The 25875-nt window shown below is 68.8% G+C and carries 25 protein-coding genes and 3 pseudogenes; 16 read left to right on the plus strand and 12 right to left on the minus strand.

What is annotated here, in order from left to right; all coding sequences use genetic code 11:
- Positions 1–33: 33 nt before the first annotated feature.
- Positions 34–993: a hypothetical protein gene (locus ASG60_RS15410; RefSeq protein WP_056266544.1), complete on the plus strand. Its 960-nt coding sequence runs from the start codon at positions 34–36 to the stop codon at positions 991–993.
- 79 nt (positions 994–1072) lie between these two features.
- On the opposite strand, the gene grpE is transcribed toward ASG60_RS15410, so the two are convergent.
- Together grpE and ASG60_RS15420 are read right to left on the minus strand one after the other, a co-directional pair.
- Complete coding sequence (gene grpE, locus ASG60_RS15415) at positions 1073–1657, minus strand: nucleotide exchange factor GrpE (protein WP_056176319.1); 585 nt, start codon at positions 1655–1657, stop codon at positions 1073–1075.
- Between the two features lie 110 nt (positions 1658–1767).
- Complete coding sequence (locus ASG60_RS15420) at positions 1768–4557, minus strand: [protein-PII] uridylyltransferase (RefSeq protein ID WP_056176316.1); 2790 nt, start codon at positions 4555–4557, stop codon at positions 1768–1770.
- 248 nt (positions 4558–4805) lie between these two features.
- Here ASG60_RS15420 and ASG60_RS15425 point away from each other — a divergent pair, with 248 nt between their 5' ends.
- Both ASG60_RS15425 and ASG60_RS15430 read left to right on the plus strand, forming a co-directional pair.
- Positions 4806–5315: an OsmC family protein gene (locus ASG60_RS15425; RefSeq protein WP_056176314.1), complete on the plus strand. Its 510-nt coding sequence runs from the start codon at positions 4806–4808 to the stop codon at positions 5313–5315.
- 68 nt (positions 5316–5383) lie between these two features.
- On the plus strand, positions 5384–6928 hold the full coding sequence (locus ASG60_RS15430; RefSeq protein WP_056266549.1) for a sodium:proton antiporter: 1545 nt from the start codon (positions 5384–5386) through the stop codon (positions 6926–6928).
- Between the two features lie 3 nt (positions 6929–6931).
- Here the strand turns inward: ASG60_RS15430 and gshB are convergent, their stop codons facing one another.
- Both gshB and ASG60_RS15440 read right to left on the minus strand, forming a co-directional pair.
- A complete protein-coding gene (gene gshB / locus ASG60_RS15435; RefSeq protein WP_056303744.1) occupies positions 6932–7888 on the minus strand; it encodes a glutathione synthase in 957 nt (318 codons plus the stop codon).
- A 49-nt stretch (positions 7889–7937) separates the two neighbouring features.
- Positions 7938–8213 carry a hypothetical protein gene (locus tag ASG60_RS15440; protein WP_056176304.1) on the minus strand — a complete coding sequence of 92 codons (276 nt, stop codon included), beginning with the start codon at positions 8211–8213 and terminating at the stop codon, positions 7938–7940.
- Between the two features lie 522 nt (positions 8214–8735).
- Here ASG60_RS15440 and ASG60_RS23190 point away from each other — a divergent pair.
- From ASG60_RS23190 to ASG60_RS15460, 4 genes are all read left to right on the plus strand, one after another.
- Positions 8736–8906, plus strand: a complete 171-nt coding sequence (locus ASG60_RS23190) for a hypothetical protein (RefSeq protein WP_200927154.1) — start codon at positions 8736–8738, stop codon at positions 8904–8906.
- Positions 8907–8944: 38 nt separating this feature from the next.
- Entirely contained in the window at positions 8945–9757 is an 813-nt protein-coding gene (locus tag ASG60_RS15450; protein WP_156398925.1) for a hypothetical protein, read from the plus strand.
- 232 nt (positions 9758–9989) lie between these two features.
- Positions 9990–10949, plus strand: a complete 960-nt coding sequence (locus ASG60_RS15455; RefSeq protein ID WP_156398926.1) for a hypothetical protein — start codon at positions 9990–9992, stop codon at positions 10947–10949.
- A gap of 12 nt (positions 10950–10961) precedes the next feature.
- Entirely contained in the window at positions 10962–11339 is a 378-nt protein-coding gene (locus ASG60_RS15460) for a hypothetical protein (RefSeq protein ID WP_056386492.1), read from the plus strand.
- An 89-nt stretch (positions 11340–11428) separates the two neighbouring features.
- On the opposite strand, the gene ASG60_RS15465 is transcribed toward ASG60_RS15460, so the two are convergent.
- From ASG60_RS15465 to ASG60_RS15475, 3 genes are read right to left on the minus strand one after another with little or no spacing between them, the layout of a single operon-like run.
- Complete coding sequence (locus tag ASG60_RS15465; RefSeq protein WP_056267069.1) at positions 11429–12025, minus strand: hypothetical protein; 597 nt, start codon at positions 12023–12025, stop codon at positions 11429–11431.
- Complete coding sequence (locus ASG60_RS15470; RefSeq protein WP_244472907.1) at positions 12022–12714, minus strand: DUF1214 domain-containing protein; 693 nt, start codon at positions 12712–12714, stop codon at positions 12022–12024. The genes ASG60_RS15465 and ASG60_RS15470 overlap by 4 nt, the downstream gene beginning before the upstream one ends.
- Before the next feature lie 19 nt (positions 12715–12733).
- Positions 12734–14947 carry a PBP1A family penicillin-binding protein gene (locus tag ASG60_RS15475; RefSeq protein ID WP_056176913.1) on the minus strand — a complete coding sequence of 738 codons (2214 nt, stop codon included), beginning with the start codon at positions 14945–14947 and terminating at the stop codon, positions 12734–12736.
- A gap of 266 nt (positions 14948–15213) precedes the next feature.
- On the opposite strand from ASG60_RS15475, the gene ASG60_RS15480 reads away from it, so the two are divergent.
- Positions 15214–15729 carry a YcgN family cysteine cluster protein gene (locus ASG60_RS15480; RefSeq protein ID WP_056386494.1) on the plus strand — a complete coding sequence of 172 codons (516 nt, stop codon included), beginning with the start codon at positions 15214–15216 and terminating at the stop codon, positions 15727–15729.
- A 31-nt stretch (positions 15730–15760) separates the two neighbouring features.
- Here the strand turns inward: ASG60_RS15480 and ASG60_RS15485 are convergent, their stop codons facing one another.
- Positions 15761–16543, minus strand: a complete 783-nt coding sequence (locus ASG60_RS15485) for a creatininase family protein (RefSeq protein WP_056176294.1) — start codon at positions 16541–16543, stop codon at positions 15761–15763.
- A 262-nt stretch (positions 16544–16805) separates the two neighbouring features.
- Between ASG60_RS15485 and ASG60_RS15490 the strand changes: the two genes are divergently transcribed.
- Positions 16806–17669: a sensor domain-containing diguanylate cyclase gene (locus ASG60_RS15490; RefSeq protein ID WP_277996244.1), complete on the plus strand. Its 864-nt coding sequence runs from the start codon at positions 16806–16808 to the stop codon at positions 17667–17669.
- Between the two features lie 30 nt (positions 17670–17699).
- Here the strand turns inward: ASG60_RS15490 and ASG60_RS15495 are convergent, their stop codons facing one another.
- Entirely contained in the window at positions 17700–18104 is a 405-nt protein-coding gene (locus tag ASG60_RS15495) for a general stress protein CsbD (RefSeq protein WP_056360633.1), read from the minus strand.
- 84 nt (positions 18105–18188) lie between these two features.
- Entirely contained in the window at positions 18189–18401 is a 213-nt protein-coding gene (locus ASG60_RS15500) for a CsbD family protein (protein ID WP_056266563.1), read from the minus strand.
- Between the two features lie 341 nt (positions 18402–18742).
- Here ASG60_RS15500 and ASG60_RS23280 point away from each other — a divergent pair.
- The 7 genes and pseudogenes from ASG60_RS23280 to ASG60_RS15525 all read left to right on the plus strand — a co-directional run.
- A pseudogene (locus ASG60_RS23280) lies at positions 18743–18922 on the plus strand (oxalate/formate MFS antiporter); the annotation flags it as partial.
- Positions 18923–19018: 96 nt separating this feature from the next.
- Positions 19019–19198: pseudogene (locus tag ASG60_RS23585) on the plus strand (oxalate/formate MFS antiporter); the annotation flags it as partial.
- A 28-nt stretch (positions 19199–19226) separates the two neighbouring features.
- On the plus strand, positions 19227–20101 hold an 875-nt coding region (gene oxlT / locus ASG60_RS15505; RefSeq protein WP_244476700.1), incomplete at its 3' end, for an oxalate/formate MFS antiporter.
- A 1-nt stretch (position 20102) separates the two neighbouring features.
- A pseudogene (locus tag ASG60_RS23590) lies at positions 20103–20367 on the plus strand (oxalate/formate MFS antiporter); the annotation flags it as partial.
- 4 nt (positions 20368–20371) lie between these two features.
- The gene (locus tag ASG60_RS15515; RefSeq protein ID WP_056386497.1) at positions 20372–21136 is read left to right on the plus strand and encodes a fumarylacetoacetate hydrolase family protein; all 765 of its coding nucleotides are present in this window, start codon (positions 20372–20374) and stop codon (positions 21134–21136) included.
- A gap of 34 nt (positions 21137–21170) precedes the next feature.
- Positions 21171–22181: a 2-dehydropantoate 2-reductase gene (locus ASG60_RS15520; RefSeq protein WP_056386499.1), complete on the plus strand. Its 1011-nt coding sequence runs from the start codon at positions 21171–21173 to the stop codon at positions 22179–22181.
- A 32-nt stretch (positions 22182–22213) separates the two neighbouring features.
- A complete protein-coding gene (locus tag ASG60_RS15525; RefSeq protein WP_056303734.1) occupies positions 22214–23746 on the plus strand; it encodes an acyl--CoA ligase in 1533 nt (510 codons plus the stop codon).
- A 24-nt stretch (positions 23747–23770) separates the two neighbouring features.
- Here the strand turns inward: ASG60_RS15525 and ASG60_RS15530 are convergent, their stop codons facing one another.
- Together ASG60_RS15530 and ASG60_RS15535 are read right to left on the minus strand one after the other, a co-directional pair.
- Positions 23771–24730 (minus strand): prephenate/arogenate dehydrogenase family protein, encoded by a 960-nt coding sequence (locus ASG60_RS15530; protein ID WP_056266581.1) that lies wholly within the window; start codon positions 24728–24730, stop codon positions 23771–23773.
- Positions 24723–25859, minus strand: coding sequence for a histidinol-phosphate transaminase (locus ASG60_RS15535; RefSeq protein WP_056266584.1), 1137 nt, complete (start codon positions 25857–25859; stop codon positions 24723–24725). The genes ASG60_RS15530 and ASG60_RS15535 overlap by 8 nt, the downstream gene beginning before the upstream one ends.
- Positions 25860–25875 lie beyond the last annotated feature (16 nt).

Below are 25875 nucleotides of genomic sequence, written 5' to 3' on the forward strand. Positions count from 1 at the left end.
ACGAGACCGGGCACCCCGCGGAGAAACAGCTCGATGCGTCTGCGTAGCCTCGCCCGTCCGGCCACGATCCTGGCCCTCCTCCTCGGCCTGACGCAGGCGGGCCTGGCAGCCGATCCGATCTTCCCCGCGAGTTCACGTTTCGGCTTCGAGCCACCGCCGGACATGGTGTCCTCGAAGCGGTTCTCCGGCTTCGAGCGGGTGGAGGGCGGTGCCACGGTTTCGGTGGTCGAGTTGCCGCCCAACGCCTTCGCGGAACTGGAACAGAGCTTCACCGACGCGAACCTGAAGCAGCAGGGCTTCATCGTGTCCAACCGCCAGGCGATCAAGGTCGCGGGCGACGTCGATGCGGTGCTGTTCACCGGCGAGCAGCCGGCGGCCGACCCGAGCACCGGACCGGCGATCAAGAAGTGGATGCTGCTCGTCGGCGATCCCACGGTGACGGGCATCATCATCGCCCAGACCACACCGGACGCCGAGACCGACGAGAGCATGGTGTCGATGCTCACGGGCGTCCGAATCCGCCCCGAACTCACCCTGGACCAGCAGGTCGCAGCCCTGCCGTTCCGGATCGGCGACCCGGCGGGATTTCGGCCCGTGCGGGTGCTCGCCGGCAATTCCGTGCTGATGACCCAGGGCCCCAAGGACCAGATGGCCGCCCTCGAACAGCCGATCCTGGTCCTCGCCCAGGCCGTGCAGCCCCCGCCCCAGGCCGAGCAGCGCGAGGCCTTCGCCCGCACGGCCCTGGCCTCCAACCAGACCATGAAGGACTTCATCGTCGAGCGGTCGCAGAGCTACCGTCAGAAGGGCGTCGATTGGCACGAGATCGTGGCGCGGGCCACGGATACGCCGTCCGGCATCCCCGTGGTGGTCTCGCAGACCATCCGCTTCGCCCCGGACGGGTATCTCCGGGCCGTCGGCGTGGTGCGGGCCGACCACCGCGAGGGCGTCCTCGCCCGCTTCCGCGAAGTCGTCGACAGCGTGCAGATCAAGTAGGCGTTCGAGGGTCGTAAAAAAGGCGACGGCGCCCTCGGCACCGTCGCCCTGTCGGTCGAGCCCCGTCGTGAGGCGCGTGTCAGGCCGCGTCGGCCGGGTTGGCGGCAACGGGCTTCGGACCGCCCTTGGCGACGCCGACAAGGGCCGGGCGCAGGGTGCGGTCGCCGATCACGTAGCCGGACTGCATCACCTGAACCACGGTGCCGCTCGGCACCTCGGCGTCGGGAACCTCGAACATGGCCTGATGGCGGTTCGGGTCGAAGCGCTGTCCCTTCGGATCGATGCTCTTCACGCCGTGACGCTCCAGGGTCTTGCCGAGGTCGCGCTCGGTCAGCTCGATCCCGTCGAGGAGCGCCTTGAACGCACCGGTGGCCCCGGTGCGCTCGGCCTCGGGCACGCTCTCCAGGGCACGCCGGATGTTGTCGGCGGCGTTGAGCATGTCGCGCGCGAAATTGGTGACGGCGTAGGTCCGTGCATCGGCGACCTCGCGCTCGGTCCGCCGGCGCAGATTCTCCATCTCGGCGAGCGTCCGAAGGACGCGGTCCTTGAACTCGTCGCGCTCGGCCACGAGGGTGGCCAGCGCCGCCGCCTCAGGGGCGCCCTCCGGCGTCGCTTCGGTCTGCGTGGTCTCGACCGTGGGGTCGTTCTCCATGTCGTTCGCCATCGTCACTTTTCGTCGGATCGGGGTTGCCGGGGATTGGCGCTGATATCAGGCGCGCGCGCCACGAAATCAACCGTGCAGCGTGCGGGGGATCCCGTTCCCGGGCCCAGGCCTTACGCTTCGCGCGGCGGCGGGGATTCGAGGAGGGCGTCGAGACCCTCGGCCCGCATGGCGGCGACGTCGCTGGCGAACACCTCCATCACGGCGGAGCGGATCGCCACCTGCCGATCGGGCTGGGTCACCCGCGTGCCGGTGAGGTCGGTGACGTAGAACACGTCCACGGCGCGCTCGCCGAAGGTCGCCACATGGGCCGAGGTGATGTTGAGGCTCAGCCGCCCCAGCGCCGCCGTCAGTTCGTAGAGCAGGCCCGGCCGATCGAGGCCGGTGATCTCGATGACCGTCTCGCGGCTCGACAGGGCATTGTCGATGGACATGTCCGGTGGCACCAGGAACGTCGGCGTACGCTTGTCCGGGGGATGCCGGTCGGCGACGAGGTCGGCGATGCGGATCTCGCCACGCAGCGCCCGCTCGATGGCCGTCGTGATGCGCTTGGCCCGGCGCAACTCGTCCTCATCCCGCTCGAACGCCCGCGACAGCAGGATCGAATCGAGGGCGAAGCCGTCCGTGGTGGTGAAGATCTGTGCATCGACGATGTTGCCGCCCAGCGCCGCGCAGGCCCCGGTGACGATGGCCAGCAGCCGCGGATGGTCGGGCGAGTAGATCGTCAGCTCGGTGATGCCGCGCACGGGGTCGGTCTCGTCCGCGGTGGCGACGGTTCGGCCTTCCTCCATCAGGGTCTCGAGGAAACCCGCATGCTTGAACTGGCGCGTCGCATCGACCTTGAGCCAGTAGGCCTGGTTGTGGCGGCCCGCATAGGCATCGAAGGCCTCGGACCCCCAGTCGGCGAGCTGCTCGCGCAGACCCATCTGGATCATGCGGACCCGGTCCGTGCGGGCGATCTCGGAATGGCCGCCGGAAAGCACCACCTCGGTCTCGTCGTAGAGGGTACGCAGCAGGGTGCCCTTCCACGCGGTCCACACGCCCGGCCCCACGGCACGGATGTCGGCCACGGTCAGGATCATCAGGAGCTTCAGCCGCTCCAGGGTCTGCACGATCCCGGCGAACTTCTCGATGGTCTTCGGGTCCGAGAGGTCGCGGCTCTGGGCCGTCATGGACATGAGCAGGTGATGCTCCACCAGCCAAGCCACCGTCTCGGTCTCGGCGGGCTTCAACCCGAAGCGCGGCCCGAGTTTCTCGGCGATGGCCGCACCCGCAATGGAATGGTCCTCTGGGCGGCCCTTGGCGATGTCGTGCAGGAGGACGGCCACGAACAAGGCCCGCCGGTTGGAGATCGAGTCGATCAGGCGCGAGGCCAGCGGATGGTCCTCTTCCGTGCGGCCGGATTCGATGGCGGTGAGGACGCCGAGGGCGCGCAGCAGGTGCTCGTCCACGGTGAAGTGGTGGTACATGTTGAACTGCATCATCGCGACGATGCGGCCGAAATCCGGGATGAAGCGGCCGAGCACGCCGGCCTCGTTCATCAACCGCAGGATGGTCTCGGGCGAATTCTTCGAAGTCAGGATGTCGAGGAACAGCCGGTTGGCCTCCTCGTCGGCCCGCAGGGAATGGCCGATGAGGCGCAAGCTCCGGTTGGCCGCACGGGTCGCATCCGGGTGGATCGGCAGGTTGTGGCGGTCGGCGAGCCAGAACAGCCGGATCAGGTTCACCGGATCCTTCACGAAGGCATCGGCGTCGCGCAGGTTGATGCGGCCGTTGTCGTCCACGAAATCCTCCGCCTCGATGGCGGTGGCACGGAAGCGGTCGCGGAAACGTCCGATCCAGCGGTCGAGGACCGGCGTCCGCTTGGCGTGGCGCGCCTCGAGAGCGGCGCACACGATGGCGGTGAGGTCGCCCACATCCTTGGCGATCAGGAAATAGGCCTTCATGAAGCGCTCGACGCCGGACAGGCCGCCGCGTGGCTCGTAGCCGAAGCGCTCGGCGACCTTCGGCTGCAATCCGAACGACAGGCGTTCCTCCGAGCGGCCGGTGATGAAGTGCATGTGGCAGCGCACGCGCCACAGCAATTCCTCGCAGCGCTCGAACACCCGGTACTCCTCCGGGGTGAACAGGCCGGCGGGCACGAGCTCGCTCTGATCGCGAACCCGGTAGGTGTATTTCGCGATCCAGAACAGGGTGTTGAGGTCGCGTAGGCCGCCCTTGCCGTCCTTGACGTTGGGCTCGACGAGGTAGCGCGAGGCGCCCGCCTTGGTGACCCGCGCGTCGCGCTCGCGCAGCTTCGCCTCGACGAATTCGGGCGCCGTCCACATCACGAGTTCGGTATCGAACCGGGTCACGAGTTCCTCGTAGAGCCCCCGGGTGCCGAACAGGAACCGCGCCTCCAGCAACGAAGTGCGGATGGTCATGTCGGCGCGGCCCTCGCGCAGGCACTCCTCCACCGAGCGCGTGGCATGGCCGACCTTCAATTTGAGGTCCCACAACACGTAGAGCATCGCCTCGACAACGCTCTCGGACCAGGCCGTCTGCTTGTAGGGCAGCAGGAACAGGAGATCGATGTCGGAGCCCGGCGCCATGGTGCCCCGGCCGTAGCCGCCCGTGGCCACCACCGCGAGCTGCTCGCCCGTCGAGGGGTTGTCGTTCGGATAAAGCCGCCAGACCACGGCGTCGTGGATTGCGCGGATCACCGCGTCCGTGAGGTTGCTCAGGCGCTGGGCACAGGCGAGGCCGTCGCGCTCCTCGATGAGGCGGGCCTCGGCATCGGCGCGCCCGAGGTCCATCACGCGCCGCAATTCGGGCACGAGGACGGCCCGCAGCCGCGTCGCCTCCCGGGCGTCGCGGTCGAGCGTCTCGAGAACATCGGCGAGGGCGGCAACGGCGTCGAACATAGTCAATCCCGTTAGCACGTTGGCCGATCGGCGCCAGGGGCCTCGCGGAGGCCGGGCGTGGGGCGCGGGATCGCCCAGCATCGGGCGCGGGGCTGTTCCGAGCCGGAAACCGGGTCCCATCGGGCGAATGCGCGGCCAAACCGCGCCGATCGCCGCGTGCGGAACCGCGCGTTCCCTCGATCTGGCCGCCATCGCACGAAGGCGTTAGGTTCGGGACCAACACTCATAAAACACACGAGGAAACGCCCATGGACTCGTCGGCCCTGCGCTCGCTCCAGGCTCCGCTGAAGGATCAGTACCGCACCGACGCCGACTCCGCTTTGGTGACCCTGCGCGCCCGGGGCAGCCTCGACGACACATCCATCGCCTGCAAGGTCGAGACCGGACGCGCGCTGGCGGTGGCCGGCCTGCACCCGGCCACGGGGGGGTCCGGCGCCGAACTCTGCTCGGGCGACATGCTACTGGAGGCCCTCGTCGCCTGCGCGGGCGTCACCCTCAAGGCGGTGGCGACCGCCCTGGAGATCGAGCTGCGCGCCGGCACCGTGAGCGCCGAGGGCGATCTCGACTTCCGCGGGACACTCGGCGTCGACAAGGGAGCCCCCGTGGGCTTCCGGGCGATCCGCCTGAGCTTCGCCCTCGACACCGACGCGCCCCAGGACAAACTCGACCAGCTCCTGAAGCTGACGGAGCGCTACTGCGTCGTGTTCCAGACCCTGAACCACAAGCCGGACCTGTCCGTCTCGAACACGCGAGGCTGAGTCCCGAAGGGGAGATCTGCGAAGGGGAGATCTGCGTTTCGGGCGCGCCGGCCCTATCTCCCCTTCACATGATGATTTTCGAGTGGATCGTCGGCGTCCTGTTCGGCGCCGTCCTGTTGGCCGCCCTCGCCCGGCGCGTGGGCGCGCCGTATCCGGTGTTCCTGGCGCTCGGCGGCATCGCCCTGGCCTTCATCCCGGCGGTACCGAACCTCGTCCTCGACCCGGAACTGGCGCTCGCCCTGTTCCTCGCCCCCGTCCTGCTGGACGCCGGCTACGCCACCTCGCTCCGGGACCTGCGCACCCATTGGCGCCCCATCGCCGGCCTGGCGCTCGGCGCCGTGGTGGCCTCGACGCTGGCCGTGGCGTTCGTGGCGAAGCTCCTCCTTCCCGACATGCCCATCGCGGCCGCCATCGTGCTCGGCGCCATCGTCGCCCCGCCCGATGCCGTGGCGGCGCTGTCGGTGCTGCGCCACGTCGAACTGCCGCACCGCCTCACCACGATCCTGCGCGGCGAGAGCCTGCTCAACGACGCCGGCTCCCTGCTGATCTACCGCCTCGGCGTCACCGCGGCCGTCACCGGGACATTCTCCATCGCCGAGATCGGCCCGGCCTTCCTCATCGGCATCCTCGGCAGCGTCGTCGTCGGCCCGATCCTGGCCTACGCCTACACCCGGGCCATGCGGCCGGTCACCGACGCGCCGAGCGTCATCGTCCTGCAATTCGTCGCCGCCTTCGGCATCTGGATCGGGGCCGAGCACATCCACCTGTCGGGGGTGCTGACCGTAGTCACCTTCGCCATCACGGCGGCGCGCCTCACGGCCGGGCGCACGCCGCCGCGCACCCGCATCGTCTCCTACGCCGTGTGGGACACGGCGGTGTTCGTCCTCAACGTGCTCGCCTTCGTGCTCATCGGCCTGCAGATCGGCCCGATCCTCGAGCGCCTGCCCCGGGAGCAGCAGATCTCCTACGCGCTCGTGGGCGGGGCGGTGTTCCTCACCGTGGTGGTGGTCCGCATCGTCTGGGTGCTGTCGGCCAACCACTTTTCACGATTGGGGGCCGAGGGCGAAACCAGTGATGACCGCGGCCCGGGCGCCGCGACGGCGGTGGCCTGGGCCGGCATGCGCGGTATCGTCACCATCGCGACGGCGCTGGCGCTTCCCGAGGGTGATCCGGGGTTTCCCTACCGCGACCTCATCGTGCTCACGGCCTTCTGCGTCATCATCGGCACCCTCACGGTCCAGGGCCTGACCCTGCGCCCGCTGCTGGGACGCCTCGGCCTCAAGGACGACGATCCGGTGGGCCGCGAGATCGGGTACGGCCGCACCCAGGCCTACGGCGCGGCGCTCCACAGCCTCGAGGGCGAGACCGGCGCCCATGTGGACGCCCTGCGGGAGGAGTTCCGCGCGGCCCTCGACCAGGCCGGCAGGCAAGAGGACGGGTTCGCCTCCGAGACCCTGCCGGCCGACGCCGCACGGCGCAGTACCATCGAGGCCGCCCGCGACCGGGTGCTCGCCCTGCGCCGCTCGGGCGAGATCGGCGACGACGCCTATTACGTCCTGGAGGAGGAGTTCGACTGGGCCGAGCTCAACGCGACGCCGCGCGCCGAGCGGTGAGGTTCAGGCGGAGAGCACCGTGCTCACGCGGGCTTCGATGGCGTCCCACACGGACACCGCCAGATCGGGGCCGCCCAGGCGCTTGATCGCCCGGATGCCGGTGGGAGACGTGACGTTGATCTCGGTGAGGTTGCCGTCGATCACGTCGATGCCGACGAGGATCAGGCCGCGCCGCCGCAACTCGGGACCGATGGCGGCGCAGATCTCCAGTTCACGCGGTGTCAGGTCGGAGGCCGCCGCTGCCCCGCCCCGCACCATGTTGGAGCGGATGTCGTTGAGGGCCGGCACCCGGTTGATGGCGCCCAGGGGTTCGCCGTCGACGAGGATGATGCGCTTGTCCCCCTCGGTGATGCGCGGCAGGAAGCGCTGCACCACCCATTGTTCGCGGAACGTCACCGAGAACAGATCGAACATCGAGCCGAAATTCGCGTCCTCCGGCAGCACCCGGAACACCGCCGCGCCGCCGTGGCCATGGAGCGGCTTCATCACGATGGCGCCGTGCTCGGCCCGGAACGCCTCGATCTCCGCCTTGTCGCGGGTGATGAGGGTCGGCGGCATCAGGGCGGGAAAATCGAGGACGAACAGCTTTTCGGGCGCGTTGCGCACTTCGGCCGGGTTGTTCACCACCAGGGTCGAGGCCGGCAGCCGCTCCAGCATGTGGGTCGCGGTAATGTAGGCCATGTCGAAGGGCGGGTCCTGGCGCATGAGCACCACGTCCACCTCCGACAGGTCCATGCGCTCGGGGACACCAAGGGTGGCGTGCGCACCCTCGACGTCCTGCACCGTCAGGGTTTCCACCCGTGCGGTCACCCGACCGCCCTGGAGGGACAGCCGGTCGGGTGTGTAGTGCAGGAGCCGGTGCCCTCGCGCCTGCGCTTCGAGCAGCAGGGCGAAGGTGGTGTCACCAGCGATACGAATTGCCCGGATGGAATCCATCTGGACCGCGACGGTCAGGGCCATGGCTCTCGAACTCCGGATCTCGAAAAGGGTGGAGAGCCGCCCCCGGACGCTACTTCTTGCCGCCGGTGCGCTTGTCGTAGTCGCCGATGGCGGCCTTGCACTCGGGCGACAGGCGGGCGCGGTTGCGATCCATGCAGGTCTCTGCGTCCTTGCTGTTGGGATCGACACCGGCGCAGAGGCGGAAATAGTCGTTCGCGCAGCCGAGCTGCAATCCCTGATCCTCGCGCTGGGCCTGGGCCGGACCGGCCGCCAGTACCATCAGGGCGAGCGGCGCGATCTTCAGGGCCGTCGAGAGGCTCAAGGGTCGTGACGTAACCACACGCATCCTGCGGTGTCCTTCGTTCGGGGAAAGATTGAAAGGGGCATATCGGGCCGCCCCGGCGCTTAGCAAGCGCGCGAAAGCCCACGCTTGTTCCCGTGCCTCGCGACATGGTCGGACGGCCGCAGTTGATGGCCCGGACAAAAAACCCCGCTCGCGCGAGCGAGCGGGGCCGAGTTCAAGGGAGGGATTGCCCGCCATGGGCGGCAAGGCTCATGCAAGCCATGCGCCACCCAATTTCCAAGCCATGCGGCATCCGAGCCACACCGGACGCCCGTGATGGAAAGGCGGCGTCGGTCGAGCCGTTCGACCGCTCTCGCCCCCGCCTTGGCAACAATCCGTTAACCACCCCGTGATGATCTCGGCCCACGAGAACGCCGATCGGACGACCCCGCAGGGTGTCTCCTCCTTCGGTCGAGACGGCACGGGGAGCCCGTGGCGCGCAAGAGCAACGGGACGGGATCGCAGCCGATGAACTTCGACAGGTCATCTTATACGGGGGGTCCCGAGCGTCCGACGGCCACCGTCGTGACCTTCCCGCGTGACGGACGCCGCCGCTTCCGGCGCAGCGCCGACGCGGCGCAGGACCCGCGCGGGGCGATTCTGCTGTTCACCGGTATCCGCTACGAGCGCATGACCGAGGCCAGCACCCCGATCGGACCCGAGACTCCGGCCCCCCGCCTGCGTCGGCGCTCCTGAGGCGCGGCCTCGCGAGTCCCCGGCGACAGGACCCGACGATGGCGATGGCGATGGCGGCCGATCCTCTCTCCCGTCGCATCGCGACGATCACGGCGATCCTCGTGATCGTCACCGGCTGCACCCAACAAGGCGATTTCGGTCGCCCGAAGCCGGGAGCCTGGAACAGCCTGATCGAGACCACCGGCACCCTGGCCGCGCGCGAGCGCGGGGAGCCGGCCTCGGCCTTTCCCTTCACGGATGACGAGATCACCCTGCGCGACCGGGCCTGGCGCTTCCTGATGCCGGCGGCGGGGCACGATGCCTTCACGGACGTCCTCGCCAACCTGACCCGCAGTCGCGTGCTGCCGCGATCCTGGCGCCCGGACGACCCGGCGGCGTACTACGCCACCCTCATGGATGGTCCGTTCCGCTCGCCCGTATCGCGCTATCACCGTCTGTCGGAGGATATCGGCATCGATGCGCGCCTGCTGCCGGTCTTCGCCGCCATCGCCGCGCGGGTGAACCAGGCCGACGCCCTCCGTCTGCGTAGCCTGCCCTTCGCCAAATCCCTGGACGACCGCGACGTGCGCCAGGCTGCCATGCGGGTGGCCGAGAACCGCTGCCTCGTCGCCTGGGTCCGGACGGAGACGGACCTGCGGATCGCGCGCTACCGCTACGCCCTCGAACACCTCCTCGTCGCCGTTCCCTCGCCGGAGGCGGCCCTCGTCGAGCGGACCCTGCGGGCCCTGGAGGAGCGTCGTCCCCTCCTCGTGCCCCTGGTCCAACCGGCGACGGAGGAAAGCTGCGGCGGCTGGGAGGAGCGTGCGGTAGACGCTGCCCCCGCCCCGAGGCCCCTCGTCGTCAAGAACTGAGGACCGAGTCGAAGGTGCGTCGTCCCGTGCGACGCCTCGGCCAGACCGATCCGGATCCGAACACGCGTCCAAGTCGGATTCTCCACGATCCCTGAGCGGGGAGGACAGTATGGGGCGTTTGCAACCTGCCGAACCGTTGGGCGGCATTGACGGTCTCGGGCGAGGGTCGACGCACGCCGGAGCGCCGGACGCAGGGAGATGGTGGCGTGCGCTCGCGTAGCTGATGTTTACGGTGATCGCAGCCCTTGTCGTGGTCGGCCGCCCCGATCTCAGGATCGACGATGCGTACATCACGCTCCACAACGCCCGAACGCTGCTCGCCGGCGGCGCGGACCCGGCCTATGCCGGTTCCACGGCGCTGACGGGGGCGACGAGCGCCGTCCATCTCTTGGCGATCGCGGGTCTCGTGCTTCTTCTTCCGCTGGAGACCGCGAACGATCTCGTCGGTCTCCTTGCCATTCTGCTCTACGTGGCCGGCCTCGACCGTATGGCCGTGCAGGCGGGATGCAGCCGTGTGGTGCTGATCTGCCTCGGACTCCTGGCCGGATACCAGACGCTGCACCTTGTCAACGGCCTTGAAACCGGGCTTGCGGCGGCAGCCATCGCCTGGAGCCTCGTTCTACGCGACGCGCGGTGGCTGCCCGTGCTGTGCGGAACTCTGCCCTTCCTCCGGCCGGAACTCGCGTTGCTGGCCCTGCCCCTCCTCGTCCGGCAGTGCTGGCTGGTGCGTGGGGCACCCTCGCAGGTGCTGCGGATCACGGCCCTCGCGGCCGCAGCGGCGATCCCCTGGGTGGCGTTCTCATGGATGATGACCGGCAGTCTCGTCCCGGCGACGGGCGGCGCGAAGATCGCGTTCTTCGCGGAGGCGCCCCTCCCCCTCGCCGACAAGCTCATGATCGCGTCCTCGGCGATCCTGCACTCCGCGCTCCTGATCGTCGCCATCGGCGGCATCGGGTTGTGGCGCAGGCGGGCGGGATGGTGTGGAGCCATATTCCTTCTCGCCTGGCTCGGGTCCGCGACCTGGGTTTTCCCCGGCGGCCTGTCGCACAATTACTGCCGGTATCTCGCGGAAGCGGTGCCGGTCCTGCTCTTCGGTGCGGCCGGCTTGCTCACAGCCGAGCGGCGACGGGTGGCCTGCGTCGCGGTGCTGTGCCTCGTGGGCCTGCAGGCGAGGACCCTTCAGGCAGCTTAGGAAACGCAGCGGATGGCGCAGGCTCGCGAAGCGATGGTGGCCACCCTGCGCGCGACGGTCCCGGCGAACGCGCGCGTGGCGGTGCATGACGCGGGTTACGTGGCCTGGCGCCTGCCCGAACTCCGCCTGACCGATGTCGTCGGCCTGAAAACGCCGTCCAGTGCGCTCGCGTTCGTGCGTCATCCTGTCCGGAACGAGGATCGGGGACCCGCCCTCGCGGAAATCCTCGCATCCTCCGGAGCCGAGTATTTCGTCTGCCTGACAGGTGATCCGTTCTGGACGACCCTCGCCACCGACCTCGCACGCGTCGGTCAGTCGATGGAACCCCTCGGGCAAGGCGGAGCCTACACCGTCTTCCGCCTCGGAGTGCTGCCGACGGCGCCCCCCTGACGAGCTTTCAGACTGCCTCACAAAACGCCCGATCACCGCCGGTTCTCACCCTGAGTCCGACAGCGCAGCGGGAGTTTTGTGAGAGACACTCAGCCTCCGGCCTTGTCCTCGGCGGGCACGTCCACCGTGCAGGACACGGCCTGCACCGCCGTGTTGGCCGCCGGCCTCTGGCTCGGCAGGGCGGCGATCACCCGCACCACCACATAACCCTTGGCGTCCGGCGCCACGATGCGGACGTCACGGGTGACGTCGTTCTCGTCGGCGTTGGCGAGCGCCTCGTCGTACTGGGCACGGGTGAGCACCACGAGATCGAGGGCACCGCGCACGGCCGCCTGGTCGGTGACCGCGTAGAAGGCGCCGCGCCGGCCGTGGACGGCGAGGGACAGCATCAGCGGCCCCGTGCGGGCAGAGACCCGCATGGGGCCATCGGCGAGATCGTAGGCGCAGATCCCGACCGCCACGGCCGGATCGGGAATGGGCAGCCACGCCTCGGGGGGCGAGGGGGTGTCGCCGGTGGCCAGCGTGTAGACCGGCATGGCGTGATCGAGTGTCTCGCCCGTGCGTGCCCGCGATAGGGCATCGGCTTCCGACAGGCGGGGGATCAGGAGGACGGCACCGATATGGACGAGCCCCGCCAGCACGAGACCCGTGGCGGTGGCGAGGAGGAAGCGGCCGCGGGGCGTCATGCGGCGCATCCCGTGCGGGTGATGGCCGGCAGGGACGTGCGATCGAGGGTCCCGGCGCTCGCGGCCACGGGCGTGTCGTAGAGGCGCAGTGCGAGACGCACCGGCCCGCTGGCACGCGGCATCGCCAGCCAGTTGCCCGCTTGGACCTCGGGCGAGAGGGTGATGACGAAGCGCCCGTCGCGGTCGCGTAGGATCTCCGTCGAGGTGTAGCCCTCGCGTACGATGGTGCGGGCGGGATCGCGTGGGCCGCGCCCGGCGACCGTCACGGTCCAGGCCCGGGCGGGCGGTGTGATGCCCGCGATGCTGTAGGTACAGGTGGCGTCCAGGGTCTGCCCCTCGTCGTCCTGGGCGGCGGTGAGCAGCATCCCTTCGCCGACCGCCAGGGGAATCTCGCCCCGGCGGGCGTTCACGGCCCGGGCATAGGGATCGGCCCCCACGGAACCGGTGCGGGGCCACGCCGTCCATGCGCCGACGGCGACGCCCCCGAACGGGTACCCGCCCCGGGTGGCGTAATCGGCGGTGGCGAGCCCGATCCCTGCCCCGAGGGCGAGGGCGTAGAGGACGAGGCTGACGGTGGAGGCTCGGCGTACGCCGTCACGCGCCACGGCGGCGATACGCGCGCCGACGGTCCGCACACCGGCGTTTCCGGCCTCCGGGCGGGCGGGCGCGACCATGTCGGCGGCTTTCATCGAACCTGAGCTCTCACGCTTACGGAGTGGCGATGCGGCCGAATGCCGGGCGTGTCCCGTCGGCCACGTTGCCGGCCGCGCGCGGGGACGCGCCGCTGGCCTCGACGGTGCGGAACAGGCCGTTGACGCCGCCGATGACCTCGAAGGAACGCCGCGACAGCTTGCCGGCGGCGCTGGCCGCCGGATTGATCGGGGCGGCAGTCGGTGTCTGGGCCACGGCGCGCCCGACCTCCTTGAGGCCCGGCATCGGCTTCAGTTCGATACCCTGGTGGGCGATCTCCATCACATCGTGCCAGGCCATGGCGGGGAGCGAGCCGCCGGTCATCTTGTTGGTGGAGGTGTGGTCGTCGTTTCCGAACCAGACCGAGCCGACATAGTTGCCCGTGTAGGCGACGAACCAGGCATCGCGATACGCGTTCGTGGTACCGGACTTGCCCGCGACTTTAATGCCCTCGAGTTGGGCGCGCTTGCCGGTGCCCTCCTCCACCACCTTGGTGAGCATGTAGTTCATGTCGGCGACCACCTGGGTCGATAGCACCTGCTCGACCGCCTCGTCGGCATGGCGGTAGATCACCTCGCCGGACGAGTTCTTCACCTCCATGGCGGCGTAGGGCTTGGCCTTGCGCCCGCCGTTGGCGAACACCGCGTAGGCGGCGGCCTGATCGATCACGTTGACCTCGGCCGAGCCGATGGGCAGGGACACCGAGTTCGTCGGCAGCGGCGTCGTGATGCCCATGCGGTGGGCGGTCTCGACGATCTTGACCCGGCCGGCGGTGGCGGCCGCGAAATCCCCCTTGATGCCCATGCCCTTGCCGATGGCGATGGAGATCTGGATCGGGATGGTGTTGATGGATTTGGCCACCGCCACCGTGAGGTTGGTCGGGCCGGAGAACGAGCGGCCGTAATTCTGCGGGCACCAGTCGCCGAGGCAGACCGGGCGGTCGACGACCCGGGTGTCGGGCCGGTACAGGCCGGACGCGAGGCCTGCGGCGTAGACGTAGGGCTTGAACGAGGAGCCCGGCTGGCGCAGGGCGTCGGTGGCGCGGTTGAACTGGCTCTCGCCGTAATCGGCCCCGCCCACCATGGCACGCAGCGCGCCATCCGGGTCGAGGATCACCATGGCGGCCTCGTCGACGTCGTACTGGTCGCCGTAGCGGCGCAGGGTGTTCTGCACCACCTCGTCGGCGCGCTTCTGGATCGTGAGGTCCAGCGGCGTCTTGACCGTGAGCACGCGGTCGCTGCGGAAGCGGCCCGCATCGGCCATGCCCTTGATCTCGCCGAACGCCCAGTCGAGGTAGTAGTCCGCCGTGATGTCGCGGGTGCGGGTCACCGGAGTGGCCGGGTTGCGCAGGGCCGTCTGGATCTGGCCCTCCGTGACGAAGCCGGCCTCGACCATGTTGTGCAGCACGTCGACGGCGCGGGCGCGGGCGGCGGGCAGGTTGACGTGGGGCGCATACTTCGTCGGCGCCTTGAACAGACCGGCCAGCATGGCGGCTTCGGCGAGGGAGATGTCCTTGAGCGGCTTGCCGAAATAGTAGTCGGCGGCCGCCACGGCGCCGAAGGTGCCGCCACCCATATAGGCGCGGTCGAGATAGAGCTTCAGGATTTCGTTCTTGGTGAGGTGGCTTTCCAGCCACAGGGCGAGGAAGGCCTCGTTGATCTTGCGCTCGAGGGAGCGCTCGTTCGTCAGGAACAGGTTCTTGGCGAGCTGCTGCGTGATGGACGAGCCGCCCTGCGTGTTGCCGCCGCCGCGCGAATTCGAAACCAGCGCGCGCGCCGTGCCGATGGGGTCGATGCCCCAATGCTCGTAGAAGCGCCGGTCCTCCGTCGAGACCAGGGCTTTGATCATGATATCGGGGAAGTCGTCGAGCTTCAGCGAATCGTCGTGCTTGATCCCGCGCCGTCCCACCTCGGCGCCATAGCGGTCGAGGAAGGTGACGGCGAGATCCTGGGTCTTGAGCCAGTTGTCGCTGGTCTGGTTGAAAGCGGATTGCGCCAGCGCCAGCATCAACACCGCGCCGCCGGTGCCGAGCGTCATCGCCTCGCTGGTCAGGTCGAGGACACCGCGCTTCCAGCCCCGCACGGCGAAGACGTTCATACGCTCCTGGAAACGCTCGTAGGTCTCGCCGGCCGAGCGGCCGCTGTCGTAGAGACCCGCGTTCACCCAGGCGTCGAAGGCCAGGGCCGCACGCTTGAACCGCGTCGTCAGGGAAGTGGCGTTGGGCAAGCGCACGATCTGTTCTTCACGTCCCTGGAGGGCAGCCCGATCCGGTCCGCACCGCGGCATTCAATCTATCAAGCCGCGCATCGGTTCGCGAGACACCCGATACCATGCGCAACGCGCCGGCGGCATGGCACGTCGCCGCGTGCACCGGCTCAAGATCGGATTAACCTTGACGCGGGAATGGGGCGCGCCGGTGGCGCTTGCTCATTGAGACGCGTTGCGGCAAGGGAACCCTTCGCCCGTCCCACCGCACATCCTGACCTTGGGGTTCCCGAATGCGGGATCGCACGCCCGCACGCCCGTCCGGGCCGCCGGCTTCCACCGAACCGTTCTGGCGCACCAAGACGCTGGATATGATGACGCCCGCCGAGTGGGAGAGCTTGTGCGACGGTTGCGGCCGTTGCTGCCTCCTGAAGCTCGAGGACGAGGACACGGGCGAGGTCTACCATACGGATGTGGGCTGCACCTTGCTCGACGGGCACGGTTGCCATTGCCGTGATTATCCCCGCCGGCAGAAGCGGGTGCCGGATTGCGTGCGCCTGACGCCGGAGGCCGTACGGACGATCCCGTGGCTGCCGCCGACCTGTGGGTACCGCCTCGTGCGCGACGGCGAGGACCTGCCCGACTGGCATCCCCTGGTGAGCGGCCGGGCAGCCAGCGTCCACGAGGCCGGCATCTCCATCCGCGGTCGCGTGTCGGGCAACGAGGAGGAGTTCACCGCCGACGAACTCCTGGACCGCATCGTGACCTGGCCGACCCGCACGCCCGAGACCGAAGACCCCGAAGACTGAGTTTTTCGCGGTTTCTCGGCTTCGCCAAGCTTCAGGGCGCCAGGGTGAAGCGATCGACGTCGCGCAGGAGTTCGAGGACCGCGCGGGCGCCGTGATCGAGGGCGGCGTGTCCCGCCTCGGCCGTCCCGAGGCGCGCATCGCCGATGGCCCCGGCCGGGTTGAGATCCCCCGCCTTCCAGGCAAAGGCCGCCGGGCGCCCGGCTCGGAGGTGCGTGAACGCCTGCTCCATCTCGAGGGTGCGCGGTGTGAAGTCGGCGATGCGGTCGATCCGCACGCGGTCGGGGCAGAGCGCCAGCATCAGGGCGGTCTCGATGCCCCCGCCATGGATGCCGTGCCGGATCTCGGCTTCGGGAAACAGGCCCTCGGGATAGCCGAATCGGCTCCAGGCGGTGGTGACGGCGACCATGTCGAGGCGGGCGCGCAGGTCGGCGGCCACGAGATCGATGAGGCCGCTGTTGCCGCCATGCGCGGTGACGAGGACGAGCTTGGTGCAGCCGGCCCGGTGAATCCCGGTGCCGATCTCGCCCCATGCACCGAGCGCCGTCGCGCTCGTGAGGCTCAGGGTCCCCGGAAACGCGTCGTGCTCGTCGGACTTCCCGATGGCCTGCACGGGCAGGACGAGGACGTCGAGATCGTCGGCCGGCAGAGCCATGAGCCGGGCGAGGTAGCCCTCGGCGATGTCGAGATCGGTGGAGAGGGGGAGGTGCGGGCCATGCTGCTCTATGGCGGCCACGGGCAGCACGGCGATGGTGCGGCACATATCTCGATGCCGAAACTCATCGGTCGTCAAAGCGGACCATGGACGAATGGACATCTGGCTGGTCTCCTCGGTCTCATTCCTCCGCCGAAAAGCGGGCTGAACCGGCAAGATCCTCAGTACAGTAACGAACCCTTATGGTCGCGTGACCTAAGGTTAATGGAAACGACGCCACGACCGGTCCTGCATGAGCCCGACATCTCGCACGCGCAATCCCGGACCGGCCAAAGATCGGTCGAGTCCGGAGCGAAACGCCCGACGCCAGAGATTCGGCGCACTTATCGATGCACCTGCCGATACGGAACGGCTGCTGCAGGAGATCGCTCGCCTGCGTGCGATGCTCGACACCAATTCGGACTGGATCTGGGAGGTGGATGCCCAGGGGCGCTACACCTACGCCTCGCGTCATTCCCTGGTGCTTCTCGGCTACGAGCCGCACGAGATCATTGGCCGGACGCCGTTCGACTTCATGCCGCCGGACGAGGCCGAGCGGGTGGGGAGTGCCTTCGCCGAGATCGTGCGCGAGAAGCGCTCCTTCGCCGGACTGATCAACCATAACCGCCACCGGGACGGCCGCATCGTCGTCCTCGAGACGAGCGGCGTGCCGCTCTTTGACGCCGACGGCGTGCTGCAGGGGTATCGGGGGATCGACCGGGACGTCACCACCCAGGAAACGGAGCGGACGCGATTGCATCACCTCGCCCGCCGGGACGACCTGACGGGGCTCGGCAACCGGTTGGCCCTGCGCGAGCGGTTGAGCGAGGCCATGACAGAGCCGGCGACGGACTTTGCCGTGATCCTGTTCGACCTCGACCATTTCAAGCCGATCAACGACACCCTCGGTCACGCCGCGGGCGACCTGCTGCTGACCCTGCTCGCCGGCCGAATCGCCTGCTTGGCGGCACCGGCGCGGATGTTCCGCCTCGGCGGGGACGAGTTCGTCATCGTCGCGCCGGACGGGGCACTGGCCACCGCCATCGTCGAGCGCGCCCACGCGGGCCTCGCACAGCCGTTCGAGGTGTACGGAGCCTCGGTGCGGATCGCGGCCAGTTTCGGCATCGCCACCTGTCTACCGAACGCAGAAAGCCCGGAGGAGGTTCTGGCCCGGGCCGATACGGCCCTGTACGAAGCGAAGGCCCGGCGCCCGGCACCCGAGGCTGAGCACCACTTCACCGGGGCGTAGACAGCGCCAGCGAGACTGGTGCGGCTCGCCTCAGCGTGTCCGGCGCATGAGCCACCCGGTGGCGAAAGCAGCGGCGGCGACCACCAGCAGCGTGGTGTTCCGGTTGTCGTCGGCTCGGGCTGCGATATCCCGGCCCCGCCGCACCGCTTCGTCACGGTAGCCGCGTCCGCGCTCCCGCAGATCCTCGGCACGATCCTGGACCTCGCTCGCCACGGCCCGACCCCGGCTGCGGGCCTCGTCGATGAACTGCGTGCCGTCGCGATGCAGGCCGTCCGCGGTCTCGCGAGCCCGGCCATACCCGTGCTGGAGCGTCCCGGCGACCTGATCCACAGCGCCGTCGATCTGCTGACGCGGACGCCCGGTCACGGCGCCCAGGGCCGTCCGGCCGCGCCCACGCAGGTTGCGCAGGCCGCCCTCGAATTGATCTCTGTTCATTCCGGTTCCTCTCTGCCGCAGCGGACCCGATGTCCGCGGCGCTGAATGCCCCGAGCCAAGCACGGCCCGCCGATGGGGCTCCGGTCAGATCTTCTTCACGGCATCGGCCGCGCTCTGGGCCGCGTTCTTGATGCCGTCCTTGGCATCGCCGACGGTCTTCTGCGCTTCGCCCTTCAGTTCCTGGGCCTTGCCCTCGGCCTGAAGCTTCTCGTTGCCGGTGACGGAACCGACGCCCTGCTTGATGTTGCCGACGGCCTCGTTGGCCAGACCCTTGATCTTGTCCGTCGTGCTGCTCATCGAACTCTCCGTGAATGGGCCAGGATCTGGGCCGACGACCAGGGAGGCGACCGTCTGCCACAGGCCAAGCGCAACCGTGCAGCACCCAAGAATGTTCCGGTCCGGCCCACCCCGGCGGCTCAGCTCCCCGTCGATTGCTGCAGCGCACGCTTAGTCCTTTGCATCGCAAGATCACCGTCCGGTATCGCTATTCAGTCATGGCTATCTCAAATTTTTTACATGGGTATCGAAAAAAATTTACAGAAGAGTGCAAGATGGCGTCACGGCGAAGCTGCTTGAATTCAAAATAATTGCGGTTAGAACCGTGCGGCATTACCAAAAGTTGATCCAAGGACAACGCCATGACCGCGCGCACCGCTGCGCCCGTCCCAGGTGGGACCGCCTACGCCGCCTCTCCGACGATCGCCGCCCCCCCGTTCGGCCGCTGGGGCCAGCTCGTGATCGGCGTCATCTGCATGGTGATGATCGCCAACCTCCAGTACGGCTGGACGTTCTTCGTCCCCGACATCCAGAAGAAGTTCNAAGATTATAGCGCAACAGGAGGGTCTGCCGCCTCTCCGACGATCGCCGCCCCCCCGTTCGGCCGCTGGGGCCAGCTCGTGATCGGCGTCATCTGCATGGTGATGATCGCCAACCTCCAGTACGGCTGGACGTTCTTCGTCCCCGACATCCAGAAGAAGTTCGGCTTCGACCGCGCCGCGATCCAGTGGGCCTTCACCCTGTTCGTGCTGTTCGAGACCTGGCTCGTCCCCGTCGAGGGCTGGTTCGTCGACAAGTACGGCCCGCGCGTCGTGGTCNGCGATCCAGTGGGCCTTCACCCTGTTCGTGCTGTTCGAGACCTGGCTCGTCCCCGTCGAGGGCTGGTTCGTCGACAAGTACGGCCCGCGCGTCGTGGTCTTGTTCGGCGGCCTGCTCTGCGGCATCGGCTGGGTGATCAACTCCTACGCCGAGACCCTGAACATGTTCTACCTCGGCCAAGTGGTGGCCGGCATCGGTGCGGGCGCCGTCTACGGCACCTGCGTCGGCTCGGCCCTGAAGTGGTTCCCGGACAAGCGGGGTCTGGCCGCCGGCATCACCGCCGCCGGCTTCGGCGCCGGCTCGGCCCTCACCGTCGCGCCGATCCAGTGGATGATCGCCGAGAACGGCTTCCAATCCGCGTTCTTCAGCTTCGGCATCGGCCAGGGCCTCATCGTCATGGTGCTGTCGGTGTTCCTGGTCTCCCCGAAGAAGGGGCAGGTCGCAGAGGCGGCGAGCAATGCCAGCGTCGCCCAGACCCGGCGCAACTTCACCCCCGGCGAGGTCGCACGCCAGCCGATCTTCTGGCTGATGTACTTCATGTTCATCGGCGTCGACAAGGTGCCCGTCACGATCATGGGCATCACCATGGTGGCCATCACCTTCGCGGCCACCATCGACCGGGTGCTCAACGGACTGACCCGCCCGTTCTTCGGCTGGGTGTCGGACAAGATCGGCCGCGAGAACACCATGTTCATCGCCTTCGCCATGGAAGGCTTCGGCATCTACATGCTCTACCTCTGGGGTCACGAYCCCCTGTGGTTCGTGCTGCTCTCGGGGTTCGTGTTCTTCGCCTGGGGTGAGATCTACTCGCTGTTCCCCTCGACCTGCACCGACACCTTCGGCACCAAGTTCGCCGCCACCAATGCCGGCCTGCTCTACACCGCCAAGGGCACGGCGGCCCTNCGCCTGGGGTGAGATCTACTCGCTGTTCCCCTCGACCTGCACCGACACCTTCGGCACCAAGTTCGCCGCCACCAATGCCGGCCTGCTCTACACCGCCAAGGGCACGGCGGCCCTGCTGGTCCCCGCCGCCAACTATCTCCAGCAGAGTTCGGCGAGCTGGGACGGGGTGTTCCTCGTCGCCGCCGGCGCCAACATCCTCGCCTCGCTGCTGGCCATCGCCGTGCTGAAGCCCTGGCGTGCGCGCTATATCGCCCGGAACGCCTGAAACCATGGCGCGCTGGCTTCGCTACACCCATGGCGGTCGAGACGGCTTCGGCCGCCTCGACGGGGAGAGCATCACCGTCTACGAGGGCGATCTCTTCTCCACTCCGACTCCCACGGGCGAGACTCTGCCGCTCGCCGACGTCACCCTCGACCTTCCCTGCCGGCCGTCGAAGCTCATCGCCCTGTGGAACAATTTTCACGCGGCGGCCGAGAAGCAGGGGCTGGAGCGGCCGGAGGCTCCCCTGTTCTTCGTCAAGCCGCCCAACACCTACCGGGCGAGCGGGCAGGCCGTGACGATCCCGGACGGCCTCGGCCGCATCCTGTTCGAGGGCGAACTCGGCATCGTCATCGGCCGGCGCGGACGCGATCTCAGCCCCGAGGCGGCGGCCGAGCACATCTTCGGCTACACCTGCGTGAACGACGTCACGGCGCTGGAGGTGCTGAAAGCCGATCCGAGCTTCGTGCAATGGACCCGCTCGAAGGGTTTCGACGGATTCGGTCCGTTCGGCCCGGTCATCGCCACCGGCCTCGACCCGGACGCCCTCTCCGTCGCCGTGCGGGTCAATGGGCGCGAGCGCCAGCGCTACCCGCTCGCCGACATGATCTTCAAGCCGCAGGAGATCGTCGCCCTGGTCTCGCGGGGCATGACCCTGGAGCCCGGCGACCTCATCGCCTGCGGAACCTCCAACGGTGCGGGTCCGATCCCGAAGGGCGCCACCGTCGAAGTTGACATCGAGGGCATCGGCGTACTGTCGAACGCATTCGCGTGACGGATTTGACGAACACGAATCTGAGGACACCCACATGAGCATCGCCATTGTCGGCGCCGGCGCCATCGGCGGATTCCTGGGCGTACGCCTCGCCAACGCGGGGGAGAACGTCACCTTCATCGCGCGCGGCGCCAACCTCGACGCCATCAAGACCAACGGGATGCGCCTGATCGAGGAGAACGGCTCCGAGATCCACGTGAAGAACCTATCGGCCACGAAATCCATGGACGAGGCCGGCGTGCACGACATCGTGCTGCTGACCGTCAAGGCGCATCAGGTCGGCCCCATCGCCGCCGATCTGCACCACCTCATCGGACCCGAGACCATGGTGGTGACCATGCAGAACGGAATCCCGTGGTGGTACTTTTCCGGTGGTCACGGCGGGGACCTGACCGGCACCCACCTGGAGACGGCCGATCCGGGCGGCCTCATCGCCCAGCACCTCGATCCGAAGCACGTCATCGGCTCCGTGGTCTATCCGGCCGCTGTGCTCACGGAGCCCGGCGTGGTGCAGGTGATCGAGGGCCACCGCTTTGGTCTGGGCGAACTCGACGGCACCATGAGCCCCCGCGTCCAGTCGCTCGCCCAGCGCCTCATCAAGGCGGGGTTCCGCGCGCCCGTGACTTCGGACATCCGGGCGGAGATCTGGCTCAAGCTTTGGGGCAACCTCAGCTTCAACCCGATCTCGGCGCTCAGCCACGCCACCCTCGTGGACATCTGCCAGTTCCCCGAGACCCGGGCACTCGCCACCGACATGATGCGCGAAGCGGAAGCGATCGCGGGCAAGCTCGGCATCACGTTCAAGCTCGGCATCGAGAAGCGCATCGCCGGAGCCGAGAAGGTCGGCGCCCACAAGACCTCGATGCTGCAGGACGTCGAGGCGGGCCGACCCATCGAACTCGAGGCGCTGGTCGGATCGATCATCGAGCTCGGGCGCCTGACCGACACCCCGACCCCGCATATCGGCACCGTCTACGCCCTGATGCGCCTGCTCGCGCAGAGTTTGGACCGGGCGCAGGGACGCCTGTCCATCACGGCCGCCTGAATTTTTCGAGCGATTTCAAGGACACATCTTCCATGGCCGAGAACGCCACCACCCTCCACGCCTTGATCCAGGCCGGCGCCGACGAGGCCACCGCCCTGTCGAGCCCCGGCGGCGTGCCCCTGACCTTCGGTGCCCTGCGCGCCTTGACCACGCGCACCATCGCGGCCCTGAACGCCCAGGGCATCGGCCGGGGCGACCGCGTCGGCATCGTCCTCGACAACGGTCCCGAGATGGCCGCCGCCTTCATCGCCATCGCGGCGGGCGCCACCTCGGCACCGCTCAACCCGAGCTACAAGGCGGACGAGTTCACGTTCTACCTCTCCGACCTCGACGCCCGGCTGCTGGTGGTGGCCGAAGGCTCCGAGACGCCGGCCGTGGCCGTCGCCGAGAAGCTCGGCGTGCCGGTGGTGCGCCTGCGCCCGACCCCGGAAGCAGGGGCCGGCTCCTTCACCCTGGCGTTCTCGGGTGAAGCCGTCGCGCCCGCCGCCAACGGTGGTCCGGCGCAGCCCGACGACATCGCCCTGGTGCTCCACACCTCCGGCACCACGTCGCGCCCCAAGATCGTGCCGTTGAAGCAGTCCAACGTCTGCGCCTCGGCCCGCAACATCCGGCAGGCGGTGGCCTTCACGGCGGGGGATCGTGGCCTCAACATCATGCCGCTGTTCCACATCCACGGCCTCATCGCGGGTATCCTGGCGCCGCTCTCGGCCGGCGGTCAGGTTTCCTGCACCCCGGGCTTCAACGCCCTGAAGTTCTTCGGCTGGATGGGTGAGGTCCGCCCGACCTGGTACACGGCGGTGCCGACCATGCATCAGGCGATCCTCGGCCGTGCCTCCCGCAACCGGGAGGTCATCGAGGCGAACCCGCTGCGGTTCATCCGCTCGTCCTCGTCCTCCATGCCGCCGCAGGTGATGAAAGAGATCGAGGACACCTTCGGCGCCCCCCTGATCGAGGCCTACGGCATGACCGAGGCCGCCCACCAGATGGCCTCGAACCCCCTGCCCCCGAAGCCGCATTACGCCGGCTCGGTCGGCCTCGCCGCCGGCCCCGAGATCGCCATCGTGGACGAGGACGGCGAGCCGCTTCCCGCCGGCGAAATCGGCGAGATCGTCATCCGGGGCGACAACGTGATGGCGGGCTACGAGAACAACGACAAGGCCAACGCCGAGGCCTTCACGAAGCAGGGCTGGTTCCGCACGGGCGACCAGGGCTCGCTCACCCCGGAAGGCTACCTCTCGCTCACCGGACGCCTCAAGGAGATCATCAACCGGGGCGGCGAGAAGATCTCGCCGCGCGAGGTCGACGAGATCCTCATGGACCATCCGGCCGTGTCGCAATGCGTGACCTTCGCCATGCCGCACGACAAGCTCGGCGAGGATGTCGCAGCCGCCATCGTCCTGCGCGAAGGCCAGACCCTGGCGGAGAAGGATCTGCGGGGCTTCGCCCTCGAACGTCTCGCGGCCTTCAAGGTGCCGGCCAAGATCCTCATCCTGGACGAGATCCCCAAGGGTGCGACCGGCAAGCTCCAGCGCATCGGCCTGGCGCAGAAGCTCGGGCTCGTGTGAGCCCGCCCTTCCCGGGCTGAAGCCTCAGGCGGCGGGCGGCACCTTCTCGGGTGCCGGCCCCGGCCGGGCACGGCCGAAATCGGCTTCGGCCGTCTCCTGGCCCATGGCGACGATGCCTTTTCGGATGGTGCGGGTGCGGGTGAACAGCTCGTGCAGGGCGTCGCCGTCGCCCCAGCGGATGGCGCGGGCGAGCGCGGCGAGATCCTCGTTGAACCGCCCAAGCATCTCCAGCACCGCGTCCTTGTTGGTCAGGAACACATCCCGCCACATGGTCGGATCGGAGGCGGCGATGCGGGTGAAATCGCGGAACCCGCCGGCCGAGAACTTGATCACCTCGGATTGCGTCACGGCCTCGAGGTCGGCGGCCGTGCCGACGATGTTGTAGGCGATGAGGTGCGGCACGTGGCTGGTGATGGCGAGCACGAGGTCGTGGTGCTCGGGCGTCATGGACTCGACGATGGCGCCGAGCCCTTCCCAGAAGGCCTGAACCCGCGCGGTGGCCGCAGGGTCCGTGTCTTCGGGCGGGGTGAGGATGCACCAGCGCCCCGAGAACAGGGTCGAGAACCCGGCATCGGGGCCGGAATACTCGGTGCCCGCCACCGGATGGGCCGGCACGAAGGCGACGCCCTCGGGAATGTGCGGCGCCACGGCCGCGACCACCGAGGCCTTCACGGACCCGACATCGGACACGATGGCGCCGGGCTTCAGAGCGCCGCCCATGGCCTCGGCCACGGCCCCGACGGCGCCCACCGGCACGCACAGGATCACGAGGTCCGCCCCCGTCACGCCGGCCGCGACGTCGTCCGTGGCCGTATCGGCGAGGCCGAGGGCCCGAACGCGCTCCAGCACGCCCGGATTGCCGTCGATGGCCACGATGGTCCGGGCGAGGCCGTACTGGCGTGCGCCCCGGGCGATGGACGAGCCGATCAGCCCGAGCCCCACGATGGCGAGGGTGTCGACGACGGGTGTGGCGAGCTCAGGCACGTGGGGCGGCCCCGAGGAAGTCGGTGAGCGCGGCGAGGAAGGCCGCGTTGGCCTCGGCGCTGCCGACGGTCACGCGCAGGGCATGGGGCAGGCCGTAGGACGAGACCCGCCGGGTGATGATCCCCCGGGCGGTCAGGAACGCGTCGGCCTCCGCCGCCGAGCGGCCGGCTTCATCGGGGAAGTGCACCAGCACGAAGTTGGCGACGCTCGGCGTCACGGTGAGTCCCAGGGTTGTCACACCCTCGACGAGCCGGGCGAGCCACGTGTCGTTGTGGGCGATCGCCCCCGCCACGTGCACCTCGTCGGCGATGGCCGCCGCCCCCGCGGCGATGCCGGGGCCGGACAGGTTGAACGGCCCGCGGATGCGGTTGACCGCGTCGGCGACCTCGCCCGGGGCGACCATCCAGCCGATGCGCAAGGCGGCCAGACCGTGGATCTTCGAGAAGGTCCGGGTCATCACCACATTCTGGGATTCGAGCACGAGGTCGAGGCCGGCACTGTAATCGTTGGCGCGGACATACTCGGCATAGGCCCCGTCGAGGACGAGAAGCACGTGCGGCGGCAGGCCCGCGTGCAGGCGACGGACCTCGTCGAACGGCAGGTAGGTGCCGGTCGGGTTGTTGGGGTTGGCAAGGTAGACGATCTTCGTGCGCGAGGTGACGGCGGCCAGCATCGCGTCGACATCGGCCGTGAGGTCGCGCTCCGGCACCACGACGGGCGTGGCGCCGGCGGCCAGGATGGCGATGCGGTAGACGAGGAAGCCGTGGGCGCAGAAGATCCCCTCGTCGCCCGGCCCCAGATAGGCGTAGGCGAGGAAGGACAGGAGTTCGTCCGACCCGGCGCCGCAGACGATGCGGGCGGGATCGAGGCCGTAGCGCCGGCCGATGGCATCGCGCAGGCGCGCCGAGGTGCCGTCCGGATAGAGTTCGAGCTTGCCCGACGCTTCCCGCAGGGCGGCCAGGGCCAGCGGGCTCGGCCCCAGGGGCGTTTCGTTGGACGAGAGCTTGTGGATCTTGTGCGCCCCCGGCACGCCGCTCTTGCCAGGCACATAGGCCTCGATGGCGAGGACGCCCGGGCGGGGCACCGGGCGGGTGGAGATGGGGGTCTCGGGGGACAGGGCGGAGGACATGGAACGGGCCGGGGTG

The organism is Methylobacterium sp. Leaf469, assembly GCF_001424745.1.
GTDB lineage: Bacteria > Pseudomonadota > Alphaproteobacteria > Rhizobiales > Beijerinckiaceae > Methylobacterium.